Below are 21,960 nucleotides of genomic sequence, written 5' to 3'. Positions count from 1 at the left end.
AAAGGCTCCGGGCCTGAACCGGGTCAGTAGCGGACCTTTGCGGGGCGGGCCCCGGCATGTTCTCGTGAATCGGTTGTGGTGGTTCCATGTTGCAGCATAGCCTGTAGCTCCTCCGGGACCGTGGACCGACCGATGGCATCGTCATAAGAGATGATCCGCCGTTGATAGAGATCCAGGAGTGACTGGTTCATTGTCTGCATGCCGAACTGTCCCTGCCCGGTCTGCATCGTGGAGTAGATCTGGTGTACCTTGTCTTCCCGGATCAGGTTTCGGATCGCCGCATTGGGGATCATGACCTCCAGGGCGAGAACACGTCCTTCTCCTCCGGCCTTGGCGATTAACTGTTGGGACAGCACCCCTTCCAGAACAAAAGAGAGTTGAGCCCGTACTTGGGACTGCTGATGGGAAGGAAAGACGTCGATAATCCGGTTGATGGTCTGGACACAGGAATTCGTATGGAGTGTGGCGAAGGCCAGATGACCGGTCTCTGAAACGGTCAGAGCGGCCTCGATGGTTTCCAGGTCCCTCATCTCGCCGATGAGCACGACATCCGGATCCTGTCGAAGGACATATTTCAAAGCGTCTTTAAAGGATTTGGTGTCGGAGTTGACTTCACGTTGGTTGACCACGCAATTCTTGTGGTGGTGAAGAAACTCGATCGGATCTTCAATGGTGATGATATGTTCATGGCGTTCACGGTTGATCTTGTCGATCATGGATGCCAAGGTGGTGGATTTGCCGCTTCCCGTCGGTCCCGTAACCAGAATCAATCCGCGCGGTTTCTCACAGAGTTTTTCGACGATCGGAGGAAGGCCCAGCTCCTGGAAGCTGAGAATTTTATATGGGATCGTTCGAAAGGCGGCGGCCATAGCCCCCCGTTGTACGAAAAAGTTCGCACGGAACCGGCTCAGTCCTTTCACGCCGAAGGAGACATCCAATTCATTCTGGTCCTCAAATCGGTGCTTCTGTGCGTCCGTTAAGACGCTGTAGCAGAGCTGTTTGGTTTCTGCGGGAGCCAAATCGGGGAGGTTCATCGGCGCCAGTTTTCCGTCGATGCGAATTTGTGGAGGCGAACCGGTTGTGATGTGAAGATCCGAGGCACCTTTTTCGATCATGGTTTTGAGTAACTGGTGTAAGCTCAGTGGCATTCCGGTCTCCTTGGAAAGGGGTGGATCGATCGATGCTCTCTCGATCCGGTTGTTTGTTAGTCTCCGAAGGTTACCCGGAGGACTTCGTCCAGCGTGGTCTGACCGTCCATCAGCTTTTTCAGCGCGGCCATCCGGAGAGATTCCATGCCGTTGCTGATGGCGAGATGTTTGATCTCCGTCGCTGAGGCGCCTTCAAGGATCAACTCCCGGATCTGTTCATCGACCGGCATGACTTCATAGAGCCCGACCCGGCCTTTGTAGCCGGTATCGTTGCATTTGCTGCATCCCGTTCCCTGGTAACAGGTGATACCGGCAGCCTGTTTCGGTGACAGCCCGATGTCAATAAGGGTTTTTTCAGGGATCTCCACCTGTTGCTTGCATTCGGGGCAGATCCGGCGGGCCAGGCGCTGGGCCATGATCAGGATGACCGAAGAGGCCACCAGGAAGGGTTCGATTCCCATGTTCAGCAGCCGGTTGATCGTACTGGGTGCGTCGTTGGTATGCAGGGTACTCAGGACCAGGTGCCCTGTGAGGGCGGCCTTGACGCCGATCTCGGCCGTTTCGTAATCCCGGATCTCCCCGACCATGACGACGTCCGGGTCCTGGCGCAGAAAAGAGCGGAGTGCCGCGGCAAAGTTCAGTCCGATTTCCTCTTTCATCTGCACCTGGTTGATGCCGAAGAGGTTGTACTCCACGGGATCCTCCGCCGTCATGATGTTGATCTCGGGATTGTTGATCTGCCCCATGGCGGAATAGAGGGTGGTCGATTTTCCGCTTCCGGTCGGGCCCGTGACGAGGACCATGCCGTAGGGCGAAAAGATCGCTTCCTGCAGTTTCTTCAGGGCCTCGGGATCAAAACCGAGTTTGGTCATGTCGAGCATAAGATTGCTCTTGTCCAGGATCCGCATCACGACCTTCTCCCCGAAGAGGGTCGGCAGGGTTGAAACACGCAGATCGACCTCCTTGTTTTTCATTTTCAACTTGATTCGTCCGTCCTGGGGAAGACGCCGTTCGGCAATATCGAGTTCGGCCATGATCTTCAATCGGGAGGTGAGGGCGTCCTTCAGCCGTTTCGGAGGTGCCATGGTTTCATAGAGGACCCCGTCGATCCGGTAGCGGACCCGGAACTCCTTTTCATAGGGTTCGATATGGATATCGCTGGCACCCTTCTTTATGGCTTCCGAAAGAATTAAATTCACCAGTTTGACAACGGGGGCATCTTCCACGGCCTGTTTGATTTCGCCCAGATCAAGGTCTTCTTCGACATCTTCGATGATATCGATGTTGATCTCATCCTGAATGTCTTGCATAACCGTCTGCAGCATGTCGGCCGAATCGTAGTATTGATCGATGGCCTGTTTGATCGAACCTTCCGATGCCACAACCGGTTCGACATTGTAGCCGGTCATGAACTTTACGTCATCGATGGCAAAAACGTTTGAGGGGTCGACCATCGCGATGGTCAAGGTCGAGCCGGTCCGGTTGATGGGCATGATCATATATTTTTGTGCGACCTCGGATGGAATGAGCTTGACGACTTCGGGATCGATTTCGAAGTTCGTGACATCCACGGAAGGGATGCCATACTGCTGACTCAGGAAGCTGATCAGGTTGTCTTCCTGGACAAATCCCATCTGGACGAGATTACTGCCCAGCCTCCCGCCTTCTTTTTTTTGCTTTGCCAATGCCTGCTGTAACTGGTCTTCGCTGATCAGGTGCGCGTTCATCAGGAGAGCGCCGAGTCTTCCAGCCATCCGGAATGATCTCCTCAGGGAAAGTGCGTTTGCAAGGGGCGGATAATGTGCTTCCACCTATACTAAAATTCTATGTTAGGGTGCCCAAAATTGTCAAGGTGATTTAAAAGGAAACGGTGGGTCTTCCTTTAAAAAGTCGGTTTTTCATCTTTTCCGGAAAGGGGAGAGGAGCCCTTCTGCAGACGGTGTGATGAATCGGAGTCGGCAATCCAGCTTCTTTTGTACATCTTTTACGGTCAAACCGTCCAGAAAGAGTGTACCGCCGGAGTCCAGCATGTTGGAGGGGAGATAAATCGTCTTTCCATGGTTCCGGTCCGCGAAGCCCTTGAGAAGATCGGAGCCGGTGAGCAGACCGGAGACGGTGACGGCCGGGCCGAAAAAATGGTTTGTAATCGCCAGAAGATTGATGGTTGTTCCGGTATTTTTTGACACACCAACAAGGAGTTCCTGTAGAACGGGGTAAGCCAGATGGCCGGTCCCGATCGTGATTTCGTTTTTGACCCGGCCGGAAGGAAGGTCCCGGATTGTTTCGTTGACCTCTTGTTGCAGCAAGGGGACCATGCCGATACCGTTTTCAAATTGTGGAAGATCATCATAGGTATCCAGCGGAGGGAAGGGGAGGCCGGCCATCAGGTAGAATTCGTCGGCAGGGAAGATCCAGCTTTCTCCGAAAGTTTTTCGGAACCTTTCCTGCATAGGGTGGAGAAGGTACAACAGATTCACCGCATCGGAGGCGGTTAGTGGAGAAAGCTGCGGGAGGTTTTTCCGAAACCGGGTCAGTCCGACCGGTACGACTGCGACGGATTGTATCTCCGGATAAAAGGCCGCGAGGTCGGAGACGGTACGTTCCAGGACCTTCCCGTCGTTGATTCCCCGGCAGAGGACGACCTGCACGTGGATTCGGATGCCCTCTTCGGTCAGGCGCTTCAGTGCCGGCAGGATGGGCGGGGCATTGGGATTGCCGAGAATCTTCCTTCGGACGGTATCGTTCGTGGCATGTACGGAGATGTAGAGCGGAGAAAGCCGCTGCCGGAAAATCCGTTCGTAATCCGCCTCGTCGCAATTGGTCAGGGTGATATAGTTCCCGTGGAGAAAGGAGAGGCGGTAGTCGTCATCTTTGAGATAGAGAGCATGCCGCAGGCCGCGAGGCATCTGGTGGACAAAACAGAAGAGACAGTGGTTTTTGCAGGTCAGGGTCGGCGGCGCCTCGAATTCCAGCCCGAGGTCTTCGTCGATCTCCTTCTCCACGGAGAGACTGTAACGCTTCCCGTTCCGTTCGAATTCCAGGGTCAGCACGTCTTCGCTTCCGTAAAAACGGACGTCGAGCGGATCGTGGATTTCGTAACCGTTGATCCGGACCAGCCGATCCCCGCGGAGCAGGCTCAGCGCTTGTGCGGGTGTTCCCGACCGGATATTCAGGATGCACAATCCGGGATGTGTGTGCGGCGGTTGCTTGTTCATCTTCAGAGGAGATTATATTTTTTCATGCGGTATCGTAGTGTATCCCGACTCATCTTGAGCAGACGCGCAGCATGAACCTGGTTTCCCTGTGCCGTTTCAAGGGCTTGTCGGATCAGCTCCATTTCAACTTCCGACATGGAAATCCCTTCTGCGGGCAGCTTGACCGGGAGTCCCTTAGGTGTGGAGGATTGTGAAGGCATTGTGATCTCCATGGGGAGATGTTCCGAGAGGATCATTTCGGAACTTTCAAGGATGATCGCCCGTTCGATCACATTTTTTAATTCACGTACATTCCCCGGCCAGTCATAACGCATCATCAGCTCTTCCGTTTTCCGGGAAATCCCCTTGACCTTTCGTTTGAACTCCCGGTTGAAGAACTGGATGAAATGACGGGCCAGCAGAGGAATATCGTCTTTCCGTTCCCGCAGAGGAGGCAGATAGATCGGAAAGACCTTGAGGCGGTAGAAGAGATCCGCCCGGAAGGTCCCGTCGCGGGACGCCTCATGCAGGTCTTTATTCGTCGCGGCGATGATTCGAACATCAACGACAATATTTTTTACACCGCCGACCCGTTTGAAGGACTTGTTTTCGATCACGCGAAGCAGCTTGGCCTGCGTCGGCATCGGCATGTCGCCGATTTCATCGAGAAGGATGGTTCCCCCGTCGGTCAGTTCGAAGAGTCCCTTTTTCATTGCCTTGGCGTCGGTGAAGGCCCCTTTCTCATGGCCGAAGAGTTCACTCTCAATCAGTGTGTCCGGCAGAGAGGTGCAGTTGATCTCCATGTAGGGTTTTTCCACCCGGCGGCTTTGATAATGGATGGCCTTGGCAATGACGTCCTTGCCGGTTCCGCTCTCTCCCTGGAGCAGAACGGTGGTGGCATCACTCTTGGAGAGTTTCCCAACCATCTCAAAGACCTTCTGCATGGCCGGTGTTTTTCCAATGACATTGTCGATTCCGTACTGTGCTTTCTCACGGTTTTTGTAAACCTGCACCTCCTGTTTCAGATTGACTGTTTCCAGGGCTTTGGCGATGGTCAGTTTGATCATGTCGATGTCAAAGGGCTTTTCCACGAAATCGTAGGCCCCTAACTTCATCGCCTTCACTGAGGTGTTGACGTCGCCGTAGGCGGTCATCATGATGACCAGGGACTCTTCCCGGATCTTCTTGATTTCTTCCAGAAGTTCTATGCCGCTGATGCCGGGGAGTTTGTTGTCCTGCAGGATCAGGTCGGGTTGGGCCTGGTTGATAATTTCCATCGCCTCTTCTCCGGAGCCGGCCGTCAGGACTTCGTAGTTCTCTTTTTCGAGTTTCTCTTTCAGGGACCAGCAGATTAATTTTTCGTCATCGACAACAAGGATGGTCGCTTTTGACATTTAAACAAACTCCTATTCCGTCTCTATATCTGTTTTGTTTGCCTCAATGTAATCCAGCAGTTGTTTCCGAATCCGGTCATCACAGGCAGTAAACTCGATGCCTTTTCCCTGAATTTTGTCAGCGCCCTTTGTGGAGATTCCACCGGACCATACGACTTTCCCCTGTATCCGGATTGGCTCCCGGCTGCCGGGAAGGGTGAACTCCAAATGGACTTCAGTTCCGATCCCGAGGGGCAGCTCCGTCCGGATGAAGATTCCCCCTGCTCCGATATTGACCGATTCGACCTGGTAAACCTCTTGTCGTTCCTGCTGATGGACCCAGTAGGCGACATGGATGGAGAGAGGAAGACGTAAGGAGGTTCGTTTCTCGATTCGCATCGCGTTCTTCCGGGTTACTCCTTCGTGTCCGTTCTCAACAGGGGGAGCTGGATGATAAAACAGGTCCCCTCGTCCGGGTTGCTCCGTACCTCGATCTTTCCCTGATGCTGGTGAATGATCTTCTGGCTGATCGGGAGCCCCAAGCCGGTGCCGGTATGACGGGTGGTGAAAAAGGGTGTGAAAATCTTGGCCATGGTCCGGGAGGGGATTCCCTGACCGGTGTCAGAAACCCGGATCTCAACGAACCGGCTGCCCCCGCTCCGTTCAATCATGGCCGAAGAGAATTGCAGACGCCCCCCTTCGGGCATGGCCTGGATCCCGTTCAATCCCAGGTTGACCAGTACCTGCTGAATCTGTTTCCCGTCGACCTCGATCCTGGGGAGAGATTGATCCAGCTCCATAACAACTTCGACCTGTTGCTGGGCCGCCCGATCACGGATCAGAAAGACGGCCTGATGAATGACATGATTGATATCCTGTTCGGACAAGGTCGGCTTGGCCGTCCGGGCATAACTCAGAAGATCCTTAACGTCCCGGTCGATCCGGTCGATCTGTTTCAGGATCTCTTCAAAGATCTCCCGGCGAGGGTCCTGGAGAGGGAAATCTTCCATCAGGATCTGGATGGCTCCCCCGATCCCGGCGATGGGGTTTTTGATCTCATGGGCGATGCCGGCCGCCAGTTCGCCGATGGTCGCAAAGCGGTCGACCCGTTCCATCTGTTCTTCGTGGAGGTGCTTCAGGTCGGCCAGCGCTTTTTCCAGACGGGAGATCATGGAGTTGAAATTCCACCCCAGTTCGCGAAATTCAAGCGTGGCTTCCTGACCCACGCGAACCGTCAGGTCTCCCTGTTGTGCCTTCCGCATGGTGGTGATCAGCCGTTGAATCGGCCGGTTTACGAGGTGCGAAAGGAGAAAAAGAATCGTCAGGACCAGCACGAGCAGGGTGATGAGGGTGGAGGTAATCATGAAGTTTCGGATGGCCTGCAGGCGGTAACGAACTTTTTTCATGGAGACCTCAACCTCGAGGACTCCGTTGATCTGGTTCGTACTGGAGCCATGACAACGAAAGCAGCGGGGTTGATTGTAAATCGGTTTGATGATGGAAAAGACCGGCTGTTGGAGGTTTTCCGCGTCGTAGACGGTCGAAAACTTCCGGTTATGCAAAAGTTGCAGATCATGTTCGTCGATCAGGGTCCCTTTTTCTCCCTCAATACTGGAGATCAGGATCACCCCCCGTTTGGAGAAGATCCGAATCTTCAGGATGTCCGGCAGGGTTCCCACGTCGCCGATAATCTGCTTGACATTCTGGCTCTTGCCTTCCTCCATGGAAGTCTTGATGCTGCGCTCCACGGCACCGGCAATGTCCCGCAGTTTCTCACGGTCAATATCCATCAACTGATTGTACTGAATCTGAAGGTGCAGATAGGAAGAGGCACCGATAGCAAGGGTGAGAATCAGTACAAGAAAGACGACGAAGCGTACTTTCAGGCTCCGGTTCAGTTTGTTGAACATACCCATGGTTGTGGTTTTGTCGTTGGTGAAAGCAAAGGAATCGATCGTTTTGAAAATGACAACCTCGCTGAATGTCCATGAAAAATAATAAGTGAAACATGATGGTGTCGTAAAAAGTCACGAGGCCCTTCGACCGGCTCAGGACAGGCCCGCTCAGGGCGAACGGCGTAAGTGATTGAATTCCGTTCGTGTGGTTCGGAAAGTTTAATGGACCGTTCGTGGTGAGCCTGTCGAACCATGAACGGAATCCGGAAAACGACTTTTTACGACTTCGTCAAACATAGCACGGCACATTAAGGATGGCAACAGGAAATGTGTCATTTCACGCATCTTCTGCGGTCTTGCAGAGCTGTTCATAATATTTTCCTTCCGCCGTCTTTCCCCTTTTATGAAATCCTTGAGAAAGAATGGTGCATTTCTTCCGGAGGATGATCCGGGCGGCCTTCTTCTGGGATGTGGAAAGCCGCCCCGACCGGAGGAGACGGGCGATACTTCTGACCCGGTATCGATCAAAGCCCCAGCCGCTTGCTGAAAGCTGTCCGGGATGGCCGTTCCGCTTGGTGATCAGGGGTTCCCGGATTAGATGGACGGGATACCGCTGAGAGATCCGGAGCCAGAGGTCGTAATCTTCGCAGACTGGAAAACTTTCGTCGAAGGGAGGGATTTCCCGGAAGAGAGTCTTCCGGATCATGACGGAGGAAGGGCTGATGATGCAGAGCGGAAGACAGTGTTCGAAAATCCAGCCGGTCTGCTTGGCGTGTTTCTTCCCGGGGTTGACGCGGAGACCGCGGCGGTACCAGATCTCTTCCGTGTAAGAGATCTGCATCGACGGATCCTTCTCCATGATTGAACGCTGGATTTCCAGTTTCCGGGGATGCCAGAGGTCGTCGGAATCGAGGAAGCAAATCCACTTCCCCCGTGCATGACGGATCCCCTGATTCCGGGCGGCACTGACGCCCCTTCTTTTCTGATAATGGTATTGCAGCTTCCCCTGAAATTTTTTCCCCACGTCGCCGGTTCCATCGGTCGAACCGTCATCTATAATGATCAGTTCAAAATCCTGATCATTCTGGGAGATAACGGACGATATTGCCTCACAAAGGAGTGAATAGCGGTTGTATGTGGGAATAATAACACTGACGGACGGTTTTTCACGATACATAGTCCTGCTTCCCCTCTTTCCGGTCTATCATAGTATGTCCGGTCCGATGATGCAAGTCCTCCCGGGAGGGAAACACATCGACCGGAGTAAAAAACCCGGAATGATATTAAAGAGAATTTACATGAATATATTTGACTCTCACTCGTCTTTGGTGATATAAAGCTTTGCGAATTTCTTAAGCAGGGTTTCAGGTGCTATAAAATTCCATGCGAAAGGAGGTGAAACAGCGATGAAAAAAATGACGTTGATCATGATGGTGGTCGTCTTCTCCTTTGTGGGAGTCAACAGCCTCTTTGCTGCGAATTATGTGGGAGTGAAACGTTGCAAGATGTGCCACAGGAAAGAGTACAAGAGCTGGAAAACAACCAAGATGGCCCAGGCCTTTGAACTTCTGAAACCGGGGGTCAAAGCCGAGGAAAAGAAGGCAGCAGGTCTTGATGGTGCCAAGGACTATACCACCGACGCAACCTGCCTGGGGTGTCACACGACGAACGGCAAGGCGGATATGCCCGGCGTTCAGTGTGAGGCGTGTCACGGTCCGGGTTCCGGCTACATGAAGGTCATGATGACCAACCGGGACTTCAAACTGGCCGACCTTCAGGCCAAGGGGTTTATCCTGCCTGATGCGACGACCTGTAAGAAGTGCCACAACAAAAAGAGTCCGTTCTATAAGACCTTTGATTTTGCTACGTTCAAGGCCAAAGGGACTCACCAGCATTACAAGTTGAGAAAAGCGCACTGAATCGAAGTCAAACTTGTTATGCCGCCGCTGCCTGGTTTTCGGGCAGCGGTTTTTTTGTGTCCGGAGCCCATTCAGAAGTTCAGTTTGTCAGGGACGTTCCGGATATGATATAAATCTTTCCTATGAAACCTTCAGAAATCCCCAAAGACATGCTCGGTCGTTCTGCGGTCCTCTCCCGGCAAGAGGCCCAGCAGCGGCTTCGGGAGACCTTTTGCTTTCCTGTGCCACCGATGGAAGAGATCGAGACTCCGGCCGCACTCGGCCGGATTCTCGGACGACCGGTGTCCTCTCCCGAGGATCTTCCTTCCTTTGCCCGCTCGACGATGGACGGGTATGCCGTGCGTGCCCGGGACACCTTCGGCGCCTCGGAGTCGATGGCCGCCTATCTGAACGTGATCGGTGAAATTCCGATGGGAACGGTCCCGGAGATCTCGGTGGGGGAAATGGATGCCGTGCGGATTGCCACCGGCGGAATGTTGCCGGCAGGTGCCGATGCCGTGGTGATGCTGGAACAGACCGTATCCGTAGATGCCGGGATGGTCGAAGTGGTTCGATCGGTGGCACCGGGTGAAAATGTGATCCGGACCGGGGACGACGTTCGGCAAGGGCAGGAGATTCTTCGGTCCGGCCGGCGCATTCGCCCCCAGGATATCGGGCTCCTCTGCGGCCTGGGGGTCACGAAGATCTTTGTCTATCGAAGGCCGGCGGTTTCCGTGATTCCGACGGGCAACGAGATTGTTCCGCCCGATCAGACCCCGCATCCGGGTCAGGTACGGGACATCAATTCCTTTCATCTTGCAGCGCTTCTTCAACAGGCCGGGGCCAGGCCGATCCGGTACGGGGTTATCCCTGATGATGAAGATCGTCTGGAGGAGGCCGTTCATCGTGCCGTTGCCGGGAGTGATCTGGTGATTCTCTCCGGCGGGAGTTCCGTCGGGACCCGGGACCTGACGGAAAAGGTCCTCACCTCCCTCGGTGAGGGGCTCCTCTTTCACGGTGTGGCGGTGAAGCCCGGGAAACCGACCCTCTGCGCACTTGTAAAAGGCCGCCCTGTTTTCGGGCTGCCGGGACATCCGGCTGCCGTGGTGATCGGCTATGACCTTTTTGTGAAACCGATCCTGCAGAGTCTTTCCGGAGAGCAACCTCCCGACTGGACCGACCGGTCGGGGAGGACGGTTATCGCGACGCTGACCCGGAGTGTTTCCTCCCGGCCGGGGCGGGAGGACTACCTGCGTGTTGCTCTGAAGAGGGAGGGAGAGGAAGTCACGGCCCGCCCGATCCTGGGGAAGTCGGGTCTGATCTCCACTCTTGTTGCGGCAGCGGGAACCGTGGTGATCCCGGAAGAAAAAGCGGGTCTGGAAAAAGGGGAGTCGGTGATCGTCCGGCTTTTCCCTTCGTAAAGAGAAGCAACCTGGACCCTGAACATGCGAGGAGTGTCATTGAAGTGAAACGGCAGGTCTATCCGGACAGTACCTCTTTAAAGGATGCCCTCCGGCTGTGGCAGGAAGGACTCGATGCGGCCGGTATCAACGTTCCTTTGCAGGGTGAAACCCTTCCTGTGGATCGTTCCCTGGGAAGGATCACGGCGGAGGCGGTGACGGCCTTTCGGTCTTCTCCGACCTATCATAGTGCCGCCATGGACGGTGTGGCCGTCCGTTTTGCCGATACCCAGGGTGCCTCCGAGACGCGTCCCGTCCGCTTGCAGGTGGGGCGGCAGGCCGTTTTTGTCGATACGGGGGATCCCCTTCCGGAAAGGATGGACGCAGTGATCATGATCGAGGAGGTCGATCGCTGCGGGGAAGGGGAGATCGAGATTCTCGCTCCGGCCACGCCCTATCAGCACGTCCGGAGAACCGGCGAAGACATTGTCGCTACGGAACTGATCCTGCCGGAAAACCATCCCATCCGCCCCGCCGACTTGGGGGCTATGCTGGCCGGTGGAGTCGGGGAGGTTCGGGTACGCCGCCGTCCCGTGGTTGCCGTACTTCCCACGGGGAATGAACTGATCCAGCCCGGGGCAACCCCCCGGGAGGGAGAAATCACCGAATTCAATTCCCGCATTCTCTGCGGGATGCTTCGCGAATGGGGGGGGATTCCTTTGCGGCAGGAGATCGTCCGGGATGATCCGAAGGCGATCCGGACGGCCCTTCTCCGTTCTCTGGAGAAAGCGGACCTGGTCGTTGTGAATGCCGGCTCCTCTGCCGGGCGGGAGGATTATACGGTCCATGTCCTCCGTGAAATCGGGGAGGTCTTTGTACAGGGGGTGAATATCAAGCCCGGCAAACCGGTGATTCTTGCCCGGGTGAACGGCAAACCCGTGGTCGGGATTCCCGGTTATCCCGTCTCTGCCGTTCTGACGATGGACCTTTTCCTGAAACCGCTGATCCTCCGGTGGCAGGGGCTCGCCCCTTCCCCGCCGGAAACCCTGACAGCCGTCCTTGCCCGGCAGGTCTCCTCCACCCTCGGGCCGGAGGAGTTTGTCCGGGTCAAGGTCGGCCGGGTCAGAGAAAAGAGAATTGTCACCCCCGTGGAACGGGGGGCCGGGATGCTCATGTCCCTCGTGCGGGCCGATGGGGTGATCCGGATTCCGGGCGGGAGTGAGGGAATCGCCGCCGGGGAGGCCGTTGACGTCCGGTTGTTCCGCTCCCCTTCGGAGATCGACCGGACCCTCGTCTGCATCGGGAGCCACGACAACTCTCTTGATATCCTGGCGAATCTGCTGAAGAAGGCCCATCCGGAAATGACCTTCTCCTCGGCACATGTGGGCAGCATGGGGGGGCTGATGGCGGTCAAACGGGGGGAGGCTCATCTTGCCGGCACCCATCTCCTCGATGAAAAGAGCGGCGAGTACAACGTCCCCTTCGTAAAAAGGTTTCTTTCCGGGACCCCGGTGATCCTGGTGAATCTGGTCTTCCGCCGGCAGGGGCTCTGTGTGCCGAAGGGCAATCCAAAGGGGATTCGGGGATTCCCGGACCTGACCCGCGGGGAGGTTGTTTTTGTCAATCGCCAGAAGGGATCGGGGACGCGTCTGCTGACGGATTCTCATCTGAAACGGCTGGGGATCGATCCCTTGAGCATCAGGGGATACGACCGGGAGGAGTATACCCATATGGGAGTGGCCTCCGCCGTGGCCGGCGGGACGGCCGATGCCGGGGTCTGTATCCTGGCGGCGGCCCGGGCCCTCGACCTTGACTTCATCCCCCAGGCTCGGGAACGTTATGATTTTGTGATTCCGGAAGACTTGCTGAAGCTGGAACCGATTGTTGCCCTCCTTGACATTCTCCGGAACGATCCTGTCTTCCGGAAGACGATCCATGACCTGGGGGGGTACGATGTGGAAGAGATGGGAAGGGTGGTCTATGAAAGTTCCTGAGAGGCCCTTCCTCTGAATGTTACCGAGAGTCCATGATGAAAGAGCGCAACCTGCATGATGCAAGCCCCCTCCTTCCATCGGAGGATCTCGATCCCCTGGTTCGGAAGGTCCCGCTGAAGATTCCTACCCCGGTCCTCGGCGACAACCGGGGTGATGTCGACCGGGTGCTGGACACATTGGAACGGACCGGCGAATTTTCCCGCCCCGTTGTCTCTCTTCCCCTGGCGGAAAAGATTTCCGATCTGCTCCATACGCAGGGGTACGCCCTGACCCTGACCGTGGGACGTTGCCGCACCGACTGGGAACTCCTCGATGTGGAGCCCGGTGACCGGAGCCGGGAGAACTTCGGTGTGGCCGTTGACCTCGGGTCGACCAATATTGTCTATTCCCTGATCGATCTGACCGGAGGACGCGTGCTGGAGGAATGGGCGGAGGAAAATCCACAGGTCCGTTTCGGGGAGGATATCTTAAGCCGGATCCACCACTGCCGGCGGCCGGAAGGACTGCGGGAGCTTCAGCAGGTGGTTATCGATGCCATGAACCGGGAGATCGGCGCCCTCTGTGACCGGCACGGCATCGATTCCCGGCACATCTACGCCTACGCCGTTGCCGGCAATACCACCATGATTCACCTCCTGCTCGGTCTCTCCCCGCTCCGAATCTGCCGCGAGCCCTATCTTCCCGTGGTGAACCGGCCCGATATCTATCCCGCACGCACGGTCGGACTGACCGGAAATTCAAAGGCTCTTCTTTACTCTCTTCCGAACGTGGGGAGCTACGTCGGCGGGGATGTGATCGCCGGGATCCTGGTCTCGGGGATGCACCGGGCGGAATCGGTATCGATCCTCGTTGATGTGGGAACGAACGCCGAGATCGTCCTGGGAAACCGGGAGTGGCTGATGGTGGCCGCCGGTGCCGCCGGGCCGGCCCTGGAGGGGGGAGTGGTCCGGTGCGGGATGCGTGCCGCCGACGGGGCCATTGAGTCCGTCCGAATCGATGGGGAGAGCGGAGAGTCCCGCTGTACGGTGATTGGAGACGTCCCGCCCGTGGGGATCTGCGGATCGGGGCTGATCGACCTGATGGCCGAGCTTTTTCGGACAGGTGTTATCGACGAACGGGGAAAGTTTGCGTCGGAGGGGCCATTTGTCGTGGAAAAGGATGGAGTGAAGGCCTACCGGGTTGTCCCGGCGGAAGCGACGGGGTGTGGGGAGGAGATCCTTCTGACGGAACTCGATATCAACAACCTGCTCCGGACCAAGGGGGCCATGTATACGGCGTTGACGGTGATCACCCGATATGCCGGGGTCTCCTTCGGGGATCTCGAGCATTTCCATGTGGCGGGGACCTTCGGGGGGTATATCGATCCGGAGTCCGCCCGGAATATCGGGATGCTGCCCGACATCCCCCTCGAACGCTATCGACCATTGAAAAACAGTTCCGTGACCGGGGCCTGCCTGACCCTTCTGTCCAACGCCCGGCGGGAGGAACTGGACGAAATCTGCCGGAGGATTACCTATGTGGAGTTAAATGTGGAAGGGGAGTTCATGAGTCTGCTTAGTGCCGCCCTCTTTCTTCCTCATACCGATCGATCCCAGTTTCCTTCGGTCAGGAAAACAGAATCGATTGACTGACCGACGGCACGGCGGGGTTGCACGACATGGAGCATCAAGGACAGCGTTCTTTTTACATTTCTTTTTTCCTCCGGATTTGTTTCCTCCTCATGTTTTGTGGATGTCTTCCCGGGACAGGGCCGATGAAAGGATCGCTGCCCATGGAGGGGATCCTCCGGCCGGTCTCGCTTCCTCCGGAACTGACGCCCTTGAAGAAGGTGCGGACCCTTACCCGGGCGGGACTGGCCGTCCTGATGTTGATGGAGATTCCTGCCGGCAGTCTTCCCGAACGGTCAGGAGAGAAAATCGTTGTTGATGTGTCGAACCACTGGGCGAGAAAGGAGATCATCCAGGTGGTCCGTTTGGGGTGGATGTCCGCTCAGGCCGGTCATCGCTTCCAGCCGGATCTCCCCGTGACGCGGGGGGATGCGGCCGGAATTTTTGATGCGCTCCTTGAACAGGGCGGGGTGGAAGCAAGCCCGCTGCCGGAGAGCGGCAGAGGGCCGCTGGATCTGCCGAAGGGACATCTTCTCTATCCGGTCGTGCGAAGGCTCCTTGCCATGGGGATCATGGATCTCGATGGAGCGGGGAATTTTAACCCGGAAGAAAAGCTCTCCGGTTCGGAGGCCCGGGCGATATTGCGAAAAATCAGGATCCTTCTGATCGCGGGTCCCGGGGTTGGGAAATTGCCGTGAGATTCGGTTGTGAGCACCCCTGATCTGTGTTATACTCAGGCCATCTTGAGGTCATAAATGCCTGTTATTGCAGTGAAAAAGACAAAATACTCTCTTTTTCTTCTGGTAGCGATCCTCTTTCTTCTCATCCTGTTTTTCCGGATGATTCCCGGGAAAGGCCGGGAAAAGGGTGTAGAAGGATTCCGGCAACGGGTTGAAAAGCGGGCGGAGGTCTCCTTTCGAAAATTTCATTTTACCGAGCGGGAACAAGGGGAGCGGAAGTGGGAGATTCGGGCGGACCGGGCGGAGCGGTTCCTGAAGGATTCCCGGGTCCATATGGACCAGGTGAAAATCGAGGTGTTGCTGGAGAAGGGAGATGTGCTGCGCATGGCGGGACGCAAAGGGGACTATTGGGAGAAAAAACAGCGTGTTGTTTTACGCGGTGATGTTACGGTGCAAAGCGATTCCGGGTATACTCTTTATGCCAAGCAACTGGTCTGGGAGGCGGGGAAAGGTCTCCTCTCTTCGGATCAACCGGTTCGGCTGAAGACGGCTTGTGATCAGGTTCGGGGCGACCGGATACGATACTGGCCGGATCGAAAAAAGCTGGAAGTGGAGGGACATGTCCGGATGGTGATCCTGCCCGGACCCGGTTCCGGCAAGGAGTGGCAAGGATGAATGGAAGAAGAATTCGGTTCAGAGCAGGGCGGTTGAAGTGTGCGGTGGTTTTGTGCCTCTCCCTTCTCCTTCCCGTGATCGCTGCGGGGCAACCCCCCGGAAAGGACCTTCCCATTATCATTACCTCGGAGAGAATGGAAGGCAACTTCGAGTCGGGAATTATTACCTTTCTGGACCATGTCAAGGTCGTACGGGGAGAGATGATTCTTTATGCAGACAAGGTGGAAACTTATCCGGAGAACAAAGGGAAGGATCTGAAACGGGTGGTGGCGACGGGACATGTGAAAGTGATCAGCGGGACGCGCTCTTCCGTGGCGGATCGGGCGGAGTATCTGGAAGAAGGGGAGATCCTGGTATTGACGGGGAACGCCAAGGTCTACGATGGTGACAATACCCTGATCGGGCCGGTGATCAGGATCTACCTGAATGAAGACCGGACGGAGGTGGAGGGCAATACGGTGGAACGGCCGAAATTTCTCTTTTATCCGGGGAAAGGAAAAAAGACCGGGGAAGAAGGGGCCGGGAAATGATGCATGCCGTCGGGAACCCTGCCGGTCCGGTGCTGCTTGCCGAAGGGTTGCTCAAGCGTTATCATGGAAGCGAGGCCGTCCGGGATGTAAATCTTACGATCGCTCCCGGTGAGATCGTCGGCCTTCTCGGGCCGAACGGGGCCGGGAAAACGACCACCTTCTACATGATGGTGGGGCTGATTCGTTCGGACCGGGGACGAGTCTTTCTGGGGGAGGAAGAGATTACCCGGTATCCGATGGTGCAGCGTGCCCGAAAAGGGATCAGTTACCTTCCGCAGGAGGCGTCGATCTTTCAGAAGTTGACGGTAGAGCAGAATCTGAAGGCGATCCTGGAGAACATGCATCTTTCGACCGGTGAGAAAAAGGACCGTCTGGAATCTTTGCTGCGTGATTTCGGGATTGCCCACCTTCGGAAACAGAAGGGGTTTACCTTGTCGGGCGGGGAGCGGAGAAGGGTGGAGATTGCCCGGGCCCTGGTGATTTCTCCCTCCTTCATCCTCCTCGACGAGCCCTTTGCCGGGATTGACCCCATTGCTGTGGGAGAGATCGAAGAGATGATTAAACGATTGAAAGAAAAAGGGATTGGCCTTCTGATTACGGACCATAATGCGAGAGAAATGTTGAAAATTGCCGACAGGTTGTATATAATGATCAAAGGTGAAATTCAGGTAAGTGGCCCTCCCGAAAAAGTAACGAAAGATCCGGTGGTACGGAATCAGTACCTTGGAAAAAACTTTGAAATTGCTTGACCGGTCAGTCTCGACATGACTGTCTTACGCTGGATCATAAGAGAGGAACTCAGACCCCTATGCAATTAGACACGAGACTCAACCTGAAACTGACTCAGAAGCTGGTGATGACCCCCCAACTTCAGCAGGCGATCAAGCTCCTCCAGCTCTCGAAATTGGAATTGATCCAGAGTATCCATCAGGAACTGGTGGAAAACCCGGTCCTGGAAGAAGAAGCACAGGAATTAACGGAAGAGGAAAAAGGGGCCACGCTCAACAAAGAATCGGAAGAGGACGGTAAACCGGAGCGAAAAGAGGAAGATTTTGACTGGCAGCACTACCTGAAGGATTCCATGGGGTCCGGTTACGAGGCCTATGAGCCCTATTCCGACAATGGTGAGACCCCTTCCTACGAGAATACCCTTTCCCGTAAACCCAGTTTGAGTGAGCACCTTCTTTGGCAATTGAACCTCTCCCACATAAGCGATGAAGAGAAGATGATCGCGGAAAACATCATCGGTAATCTGGATGGGGACGGCTATCTGCGCGTGAGCGAGACGGAGTTGGAGACGATGACGGGGGCGGAAGCGGAGACCATTGCACGGGCGCTGGACCTTGTCCAGAGTCTGGATCCCGTCGGTGTAGGTGCCAGAGATCTACAGGAGTGTCTACTTCTTCAGGTCCGGCAACTGGATGCCGATCTGCCGCTGGTGGAAGCCATGATCAAGGATTATCTTCCATGGTTGCAGAAAAAGGATTATGCCGCCATTGCCCGAAAACTGGAGGTAACGCTGGAGGATGTCGACACGGCATCCCGGGTCATTGAGAACCTTGAACCCAAACCGGGCCGCTCGTTCGGCGGGGAGGACCCGGTCTATATTATCCCGGACATTTATGTGGTCCGCGATGAAAATGATTTTCTCATTCTCCTGAACGATGATGGCTTGCCGCGCCTCAGAGTCTCTTCCTTTTATCGTCGGATGTTGAAAAATAAGAACCAGATGAATCGGTCCACGGCGGAATATGTAGAGGGGAAGTTCAAGTCCGCCCTCTGGTTGATTCGGAGTATTGAACAGCGGCAGAAGACCATCTACCGGACCATGGAAAGCATCCTGAAATTTCAGCGGGATTTTTTTGAGAAGGGACCTTCGCGTTTGAAGCCGATGGTGCTGCGGGATGTAGCGGAGGACATCAATATGCATGAGTCCACGATCAGCCGGGTGACGACCAACAAATATGTCCATACGCCCCACGGGATCTTCGAGCTGAAATATTTCTTTTGCAGCGGCCTTCGTACGGAGGATGGGACGGTTTCGTCGATCAGTGTTCAGGAACAGATTCGCAAGATTATCATGGAGGAAGATCGGAAGAAACCGCTCAGTGACCAGAAGATTGTTGAGATTCTTCAAAAGCAGGGGATAGATATTGCCCGGAGAACGGTCACGAAATATCGTATCGAGCAGAATATTCTTTCCACAACGGAAAGAAGAAGAATGATCCGGTAATTTGGCTGTTTTTTGTATCACTGCAACGATGACCCACGATTCGAAAGGGGTCTTTTCTGAATCGATCCGATTCGACTCAAATCAATTGGGTGGACCGAACATTCGTCTCGACTCTGTTTCCCGGACACCGAGGGGATGACGAGAAAGGGGAAAGACTATGCAATTGAACATTACTGCAAGACATATGGAGTTGACCGACGGCCTGCGATCGCATATTGAGAAGGAATTAAAAAAACTGCAACGTCATTTTCACAAAGAAGCGGAAGTCCAGGTAACTCTCTGTGTGGAAAAATATCGACACATTGCGGAGGTTTCCTGTAATGTGGGAGGTCATCTGCTGCAGTCCAAGGAAGAAACCAAAGATATGTACCAGTCGGTGGATCGTTCGATCGAGAGCGTTGGGAAACAGTTTAAACGCTTCAAATCAAAGCATTGGGACGGAAAAGGGAAGAGCGGGCTGCCGGATGAGGCCTTGATTCAGGATCCGGCCGCAGGAGCGGAAGGGGAAGAGCTGGAACAAGGTTTTAATCCTTCCAAACCCCGGATCATTCGGTCACGGAAATATGCCGTGAAACCGATGTCCGTGGATGAAGCGGCGCTGCAGATGGATCTGCTGGATAAGGATTTTATTGTTTATACGGACTCAACGTCGGAAGAGGTTAATGTGCTCTATCGCAGGAAGGATGGGAATCTCGGGTTGATTGAACCGGTGTACGAGTAAGGGAGCGGGAACATCCGGAGAACCCGGCAGCAGTGGATCGGGGTGGCGCAGGTAATAGAGAAAATAATAAGAGGTCAAGTATGAGACTGACGGATATTCTGGATCTGGAACTGGTCCTGCCCGATCTTCAGGGAGAAAATAAACGAGAGGTTTTAAACGAATTTGCCGCCTTGCTTGATTCCCGGGAAAAAATCCGGGATCAAAACGGTTTTTTAGAGGTGATCCTGGCACGGGAAGCTCTGGGGAGTACCGGAATCGGCGAAGGGATTGCCATTCCCCACGGCAAATTGAAAAACATGGACCGTCTGGTTCTGGCTTGCGGCATCTCTCACAAGGGGGTAGACTTTGATGCCATGGACGGGAAACCGGTTCATATTTTTTTCGTCCTTATTGCCCCGGAAGATTCACCGGGAGACCACTTGAAGGCCTTGGCGCGAATTTCCCGTGTCTTGAAAAACAGGGAGTTTCGGGATCGCCTTCTGGAGGCCGGCTCCGCCAAGGAACTTTATCAATTGATCTGCGAGGAAGATGAGAAATACGGATCCTAAAATCCTTTTTCCGCCTCCGTCATTTTTTGTTCCGTCCGTTCTTTTCAGAAACGATCCCCGGAGAGTCGTCAACGGCCCTGGCTCGACTGTAGCCTGAAAGGCAGGGGGGTTCCATGCGTTCCGATCATGAAGGATTCAAATGTGAGATTTCGGTGGAGGATCTCTTTGAGGCCAACCGATCCAAGCTGGATCTGGAGTGGATCGCCGGCAGAGAAGGGAAGCGAAACCCGATCCGGAAGCCCCGTATCCAGAAGTCGAGTATGGCCCTGACGGGCTATACGGCGCATATCGATACCGCCAAGATCCAGATTATCGGGGAGACGGAGATCTCCTACCTCTTCAGGCTTTCACCCGCCGACCGCAAAGAGAACCTGCTCAAGTTCAGTCAATCCCCGCTCCCCTGTTGTATCGTGACCAAGGGATTGGAAATTCCGGAAGAACTGGTTGCGGTCTGCGAGGACCGAAATATTCCTCTGCTCCTGACCCCCCATTTCAGCTCGCATTGTATTCAACAGGTGACTTCGTACCTGGAGAAGGCCCTGGCGCGGCACCTGACAAGACCGGGGGTCCTGGTCGATGTTTACGGTGTCGGTATTTTGATCCTCGGCAAGAGCGGGATCGGCAAGAGTGAGTGTGCCCTTGACCTGATCGACCGGGGACATCGCCTGGTTGCGGATGATGCCGTAACCATCTGGAAGAACGGACCGGAAACCCTGATGGGGAAAAGCCCGGAGATGACCCGGCGGCACATGGAAATCCGGGGCCTCGGGGTGATTAACATCAAGGACCTCTATGGGGTTTCGTCCATACAGCATGAAAAGGAAATCGAGTTGGTGGTGGAACTGATGGAGTGGGCCCCCGGAGACAATGTCGAACGACTGGGGCTCGATGAGCGGGCCTACAGGATTATGGATGTCCCGAAACCTTTTTTGCAGATGCCGGTCCGGCCCGGACGAAACATGGCGTTGATCATAGAAGTGGCGGCCCGGAACCATCTTCTGAAATCGGCCGGTCATTTCTCCGCCCGCCGTTTTGAAGAACGGCTGATGAAGAGGATTTCCCGTCAGCATGAAGAAACAGACGCTTAGCCTGGTGATTATCAGTGGTATTTCGGGGTCCGGAAAGAGTACGACCATCGGACAGTTCGAAGATATGGGGTTTTTCTGTGTCGACAATCTGCCCCTGGATCTGATTCCGAAATTTCTGGAATTGTGTGGACAACGGGGCAGCGAGATCGACAAGGTTGCTCTGGTCGTTGATATCCGGGAGAAACGTTTTCTTAAGCGGTACCGTGAGGTGTTGGAGGCCATCCGGAAGCGGGGCGTGAACTATCGTATCCTTTTTTTAGAGGCCTCCCGGGAGGTGTTGATCCGGCGGTTCAATGAAACACGGAGGAAACATCCCCTGGCGGAATCTTCGGTCCGGGAGGGGCTGGTTCTGGAACGGGAGATGCTGGCCGACGTCAAGGAAAGTGCCGATATCGTAATCGATACGTCGGACTATTCGATTCATGATCTGCGCAACCTCCTGCGGGAACATTTTGAGACCTCGTTGTATCATGACAATCTGTCGATTACGCTGGTCGCCTTCGGTTTTAAATACGGGATTGCACACGACGCGGATATGGTGCTCGATGTCCGGTTTTTGCCGAACCCCTACTTTGAAGAACATCTGCGCAGCCGAACCGGCCGGGACCCCGACGTGGTCCGTTATGTCCTGGAGCAGAGCCGGACCCGGGAATATCTGAAGCGGCTCTATGATTTTCTCGATTACCTGATTCCGCAGTATGTGCGGGAAGGGAAATCCTACCTGACCCTGGGAATCGGCTGTACCGGCGGGCGGCACCGTTCGGTGGTGATTACGGATGCCGTCCGGTCCCATCTGGAAGCAGGTTCCTGTCGGGTTGCCGTATGGTACAGGGATATTGAACGCGGCTAAGTGGCCCCCTATTTGTGAATACGGTGGCATTTGAGTGCCGCAGGGCGGCCTTGTCTTCGCTGTGCTCCCTGCACCGTACCACAGGGGTACGCCTCAGTCGCGCGTCTTGACGAGACTACCCTGCAA

At 55.1% G+C, this 21,960-nt stretch carries 20 protein-coding genes; 13 read left to right on the top strand and 7 right to left on the bottom strand.

Features of this window, described 5'->3' with window-relative positions:
- Window positions 1–23: 23 nt before the first annotated feature.
- The 7 genes from GXP58_10690 to GXP58_10660 form a co-directional block, all read right to left on the bottom strand.
- Window positions 24–1,148 carry a type IV pilus twitching motility protein PilT gene (locus tag GXP58_10690; GenBank protein NOY54064.1) on the bottom strand — a complete coding sequence of 375 codons (1,125 nt, stop codon included), beginning with the start codon at window positions 1,146–1,148 and terminating at the stop codon, window positions 24–26.
- 56 nt (window positions 1,149–1,204) lie between these two features.
- Entirely contained in the window at window positions 1,205–2,902 is a 1,698-nt protein-coding gene (gene pilB, locus GXP58_10685) for a type IV-A pilus assembly ATPase PilB (GenBank protein ID NOY54063.1), read from the bottom strand.
- 144 nt (window positions 2,903–3,046) lie between these two features.
- Entirely contained in the window at window positions 3,047–4,363 is a 1,317-nt protein-coding gene (locus GXP58_10680) for a DUF512 domain-containing protein (protein NOY54062.1), read from the bottom strand.
- Window positions 4,364–4,365: 2 nt separating this feature from the next.
- Window positions 4,366–5,736: a sigma-54-dependent Fis family transcriptional regulator gene (locus GXP58_10675; GenBank protein ID NOY54061.1), complete on the bottom strand. Its 1,371-nt coding sequence runs from the start codon at window positions 5,734–5,736 to the stop codon at window positions 4,366–4,368.
- Window positions 5,737–5,748: 12 nt separating this feature from the next.
- Window positions 5,749–6,114 carry a hypothetical protein gene (locus GXP58_10670; protein NOY54060.1) on the bottom strand — a complete coding sequence of 122 codons (366 nt, stop codon included), beginning with the start codon at window positions 6,112–6,114 and terminating at the stop codon, window positions 5,749–5,751.
- A 14-nt stretch (window positions 6,115–6,128) separates the two neighbouring features.
- A complete protein-coding gene (locus GXP58_10665) occupies window positions 6,129–7,631 on the bottom strand; it encodes a HAMP domain-containing protein (protein ID NOY54059.1) in 1,503 nt (500 codons plus the stop codon).
- A 316-nt stretch (window positions 7,632–7,947) separates the two neighbouring features.
- Window positions 7,948–8,787 (bottom strand): glycosyltransferase, encoded by an 840-nt coding sequence (locus GXP58_10660; GenBank protein ID NOY54058.1) that lies wholly within the window; start codon window positions 8,785–8,787, stop codon window positions 7,948–7,950.
- A gap of 229 nt (window positions 8,788–9,016) precedes the next feature.
- Here GXP58_10660 and GXP58_10655 point away from each other — a divergent pair, with 229 nt between their 5' ends.
- From GXP58_10655 to rapZ, 13 genes are all read left to right on the top strand, one after another.
- On the top strand, window positions 9,017–9,529 hold the full coding sequence (locus tag GXP58_10655) for a hypothetical protein (protein NOY54057.1): 513 nt from the start codon (window positions 9,017–9,019) through the stop codon (window positions 9,527–9,529).
- Window positions 9,530–9,678: 149 nt separating this feature from the next.
- Complete coding sequence (locus tag GXP58_10650) at window positions 9,679–10,929, top strand: molybdopterin molybdotransferase MoeA (protein NOY54056.1); 1,251 nt, start codon at window positions 9,679–9,681, stop codon at window positions 10,927–10,929.
- 44 nt (window positions 10,930–10,973) lie between these two features.
- Window positions 10,974–12,902, top strand: coding sequence for a molybdopterin biosynthesis protein (locus GXP58_10645; protein NOY54055.1), 1,929 nt, complete (start codon window positions 10,974–10,976; stop codon window positions 12,900–12,902).
- 32 nt (window positions 12,903–12,934) lie between these two features.
- Window positions 12,935–14,533: an ATP-binding protein gene (locus GXP58_10640; protein NOY54054.1), complete on the top strand. Its 1,599-nt coding sequence runs from the start codon at window positions 12,935–12,937 to the stop codon at window positions 14,531–14,533.
- 122 nt (window positions 14,534–14,655) lie between these two features.
- Complete coding sequence (locus tag GXP58_10635) at window positions 14,656–15,207, top strand: S-layer homology domain-containing protein (protein ID NOY54053.1); 552 nt, start codon at window positions 14,656–14,658, stop codon at window positions 15,205–15,207.
- Between the two features lie 57 nt (window positions 15,208–15,264).
- On the top strand, window positions 15,265–15,864 hold the full coding sequence (gene lptC, locus GXP58_10630; protein ID NOY54052.1) for an LPS export ABC transporter periplasmic protein LptC: 600 nt from the start codon (window positions 15,265–15,267) through the stop codon (window positions 15,862–15,864).
- Window positions 15,861–16,394 (top strand): hypothetical protein, encoded by a 534-nt coding sequence (locus GXP58_10625; GenBank protein ID NOY54051.1) that lies wholly within the window; start codon window positions 15,861–15,863, stop codon window positions 16,392–16,394. Before lptC ends, GXP58_10625 begins: the two co-directional genes overlap by 4 nt.
- Window positions 16,394–17,143, top strand: coding sequence for an LPS export ABC transporter ATP-binding protein (lptB, locus tag GXP58_10620; protein ID NOY54050.1), 750 nt, complete (start codon window positions 16,394–16,396; stop codon window positions 17,141–17,143). The genes GXP58_10625 and lptB overlap by 1 nt, the downstream gene beginning before the upstream one ends.
- Window positions 17,144–17,202: 59 nt before the next feature.
- Window positions 17,203–18,627, top strand: coding sequence for an RNA polymerase factor sigma-54 (gene rpoN / locus GXP58_10615; protein ID NOY54049.1), 1,425 nt, complete (start codon window positions 17,203–17,205; stop codon window positions 18,625–18,627).
- A gap of 157 nt (window positions 18,628–18,784) precedes the next feature.
- Window positions 18,785–19,348, top strand: a complete 564-nt coding sequence (gene raiA, locus GXP58_10610) for a ribosome-associated translation inhibitor RaiA (GenBank protein NOY54048.1) — start codon at window positions 18,785–18,787, stop codon at window positions 19,346–19,348.
- Window positions 19,349–19,428: 80 nt separating this feature from the next.
- The gene (locus tag GXP58_10605) at window positions 19,429–19,896 is read left to right on the top strand and encodes a PTS sugar transporter subunit IIA (GenBank protein NOY54047.1); all 468 of its coding nucleotides are present in this window, start codon (window positions 19,429–19,431) and stop codon (window positions 19,894–19,896) included.
- Between the two features lie 113 nt (window positions 19,897–20,009).
- Window positions 20,010–20,984 carry an HPr(Ser) kinase/phosphatase gene (gene hprK / locus GXP58_10600; protein ID NOY54046.1) on the top strand — a complete coding sequence of 325 codons (975 nt, stop codon included), beginning with the start codon at window positions 20,010–20,012 and terminating at the stop codon, window positions 20,982–20,984.
- Window positions 20,965–21,834 carry an RNase adapter RapZ gene (gene rapZ / locus GXP58_10595; GenBank protein NOY54045.1) on the top strand — a complete coding sequence of 290 codons (870 nt, stop codon included), beginning with the start codon at window positions 20,965–20,967 and terminating at the stop codon, window positions 21,832–21,834. Before hprK ends, rapZ begins: the two co-directional genes overlap by 20 nt.
- Window positions 21,835–21,960 lie beyond the last annotated feature (126 nt).

Source organism: Deltaproteobacteria bacterium, assembly GCA_013151235.1.
In the GTDB taxonomy this organism is placed as follows: domain Bacteria; phylum CG2-30-53-67; class CG2-30-53-67; order CG2-30-53-67; family CG2-30-53-67; genus JAADIO01.
Note: the sequence above shows the minus strand (reverse complement) of the source record. Positions and strands in the feature narration are given on the sequence as shown.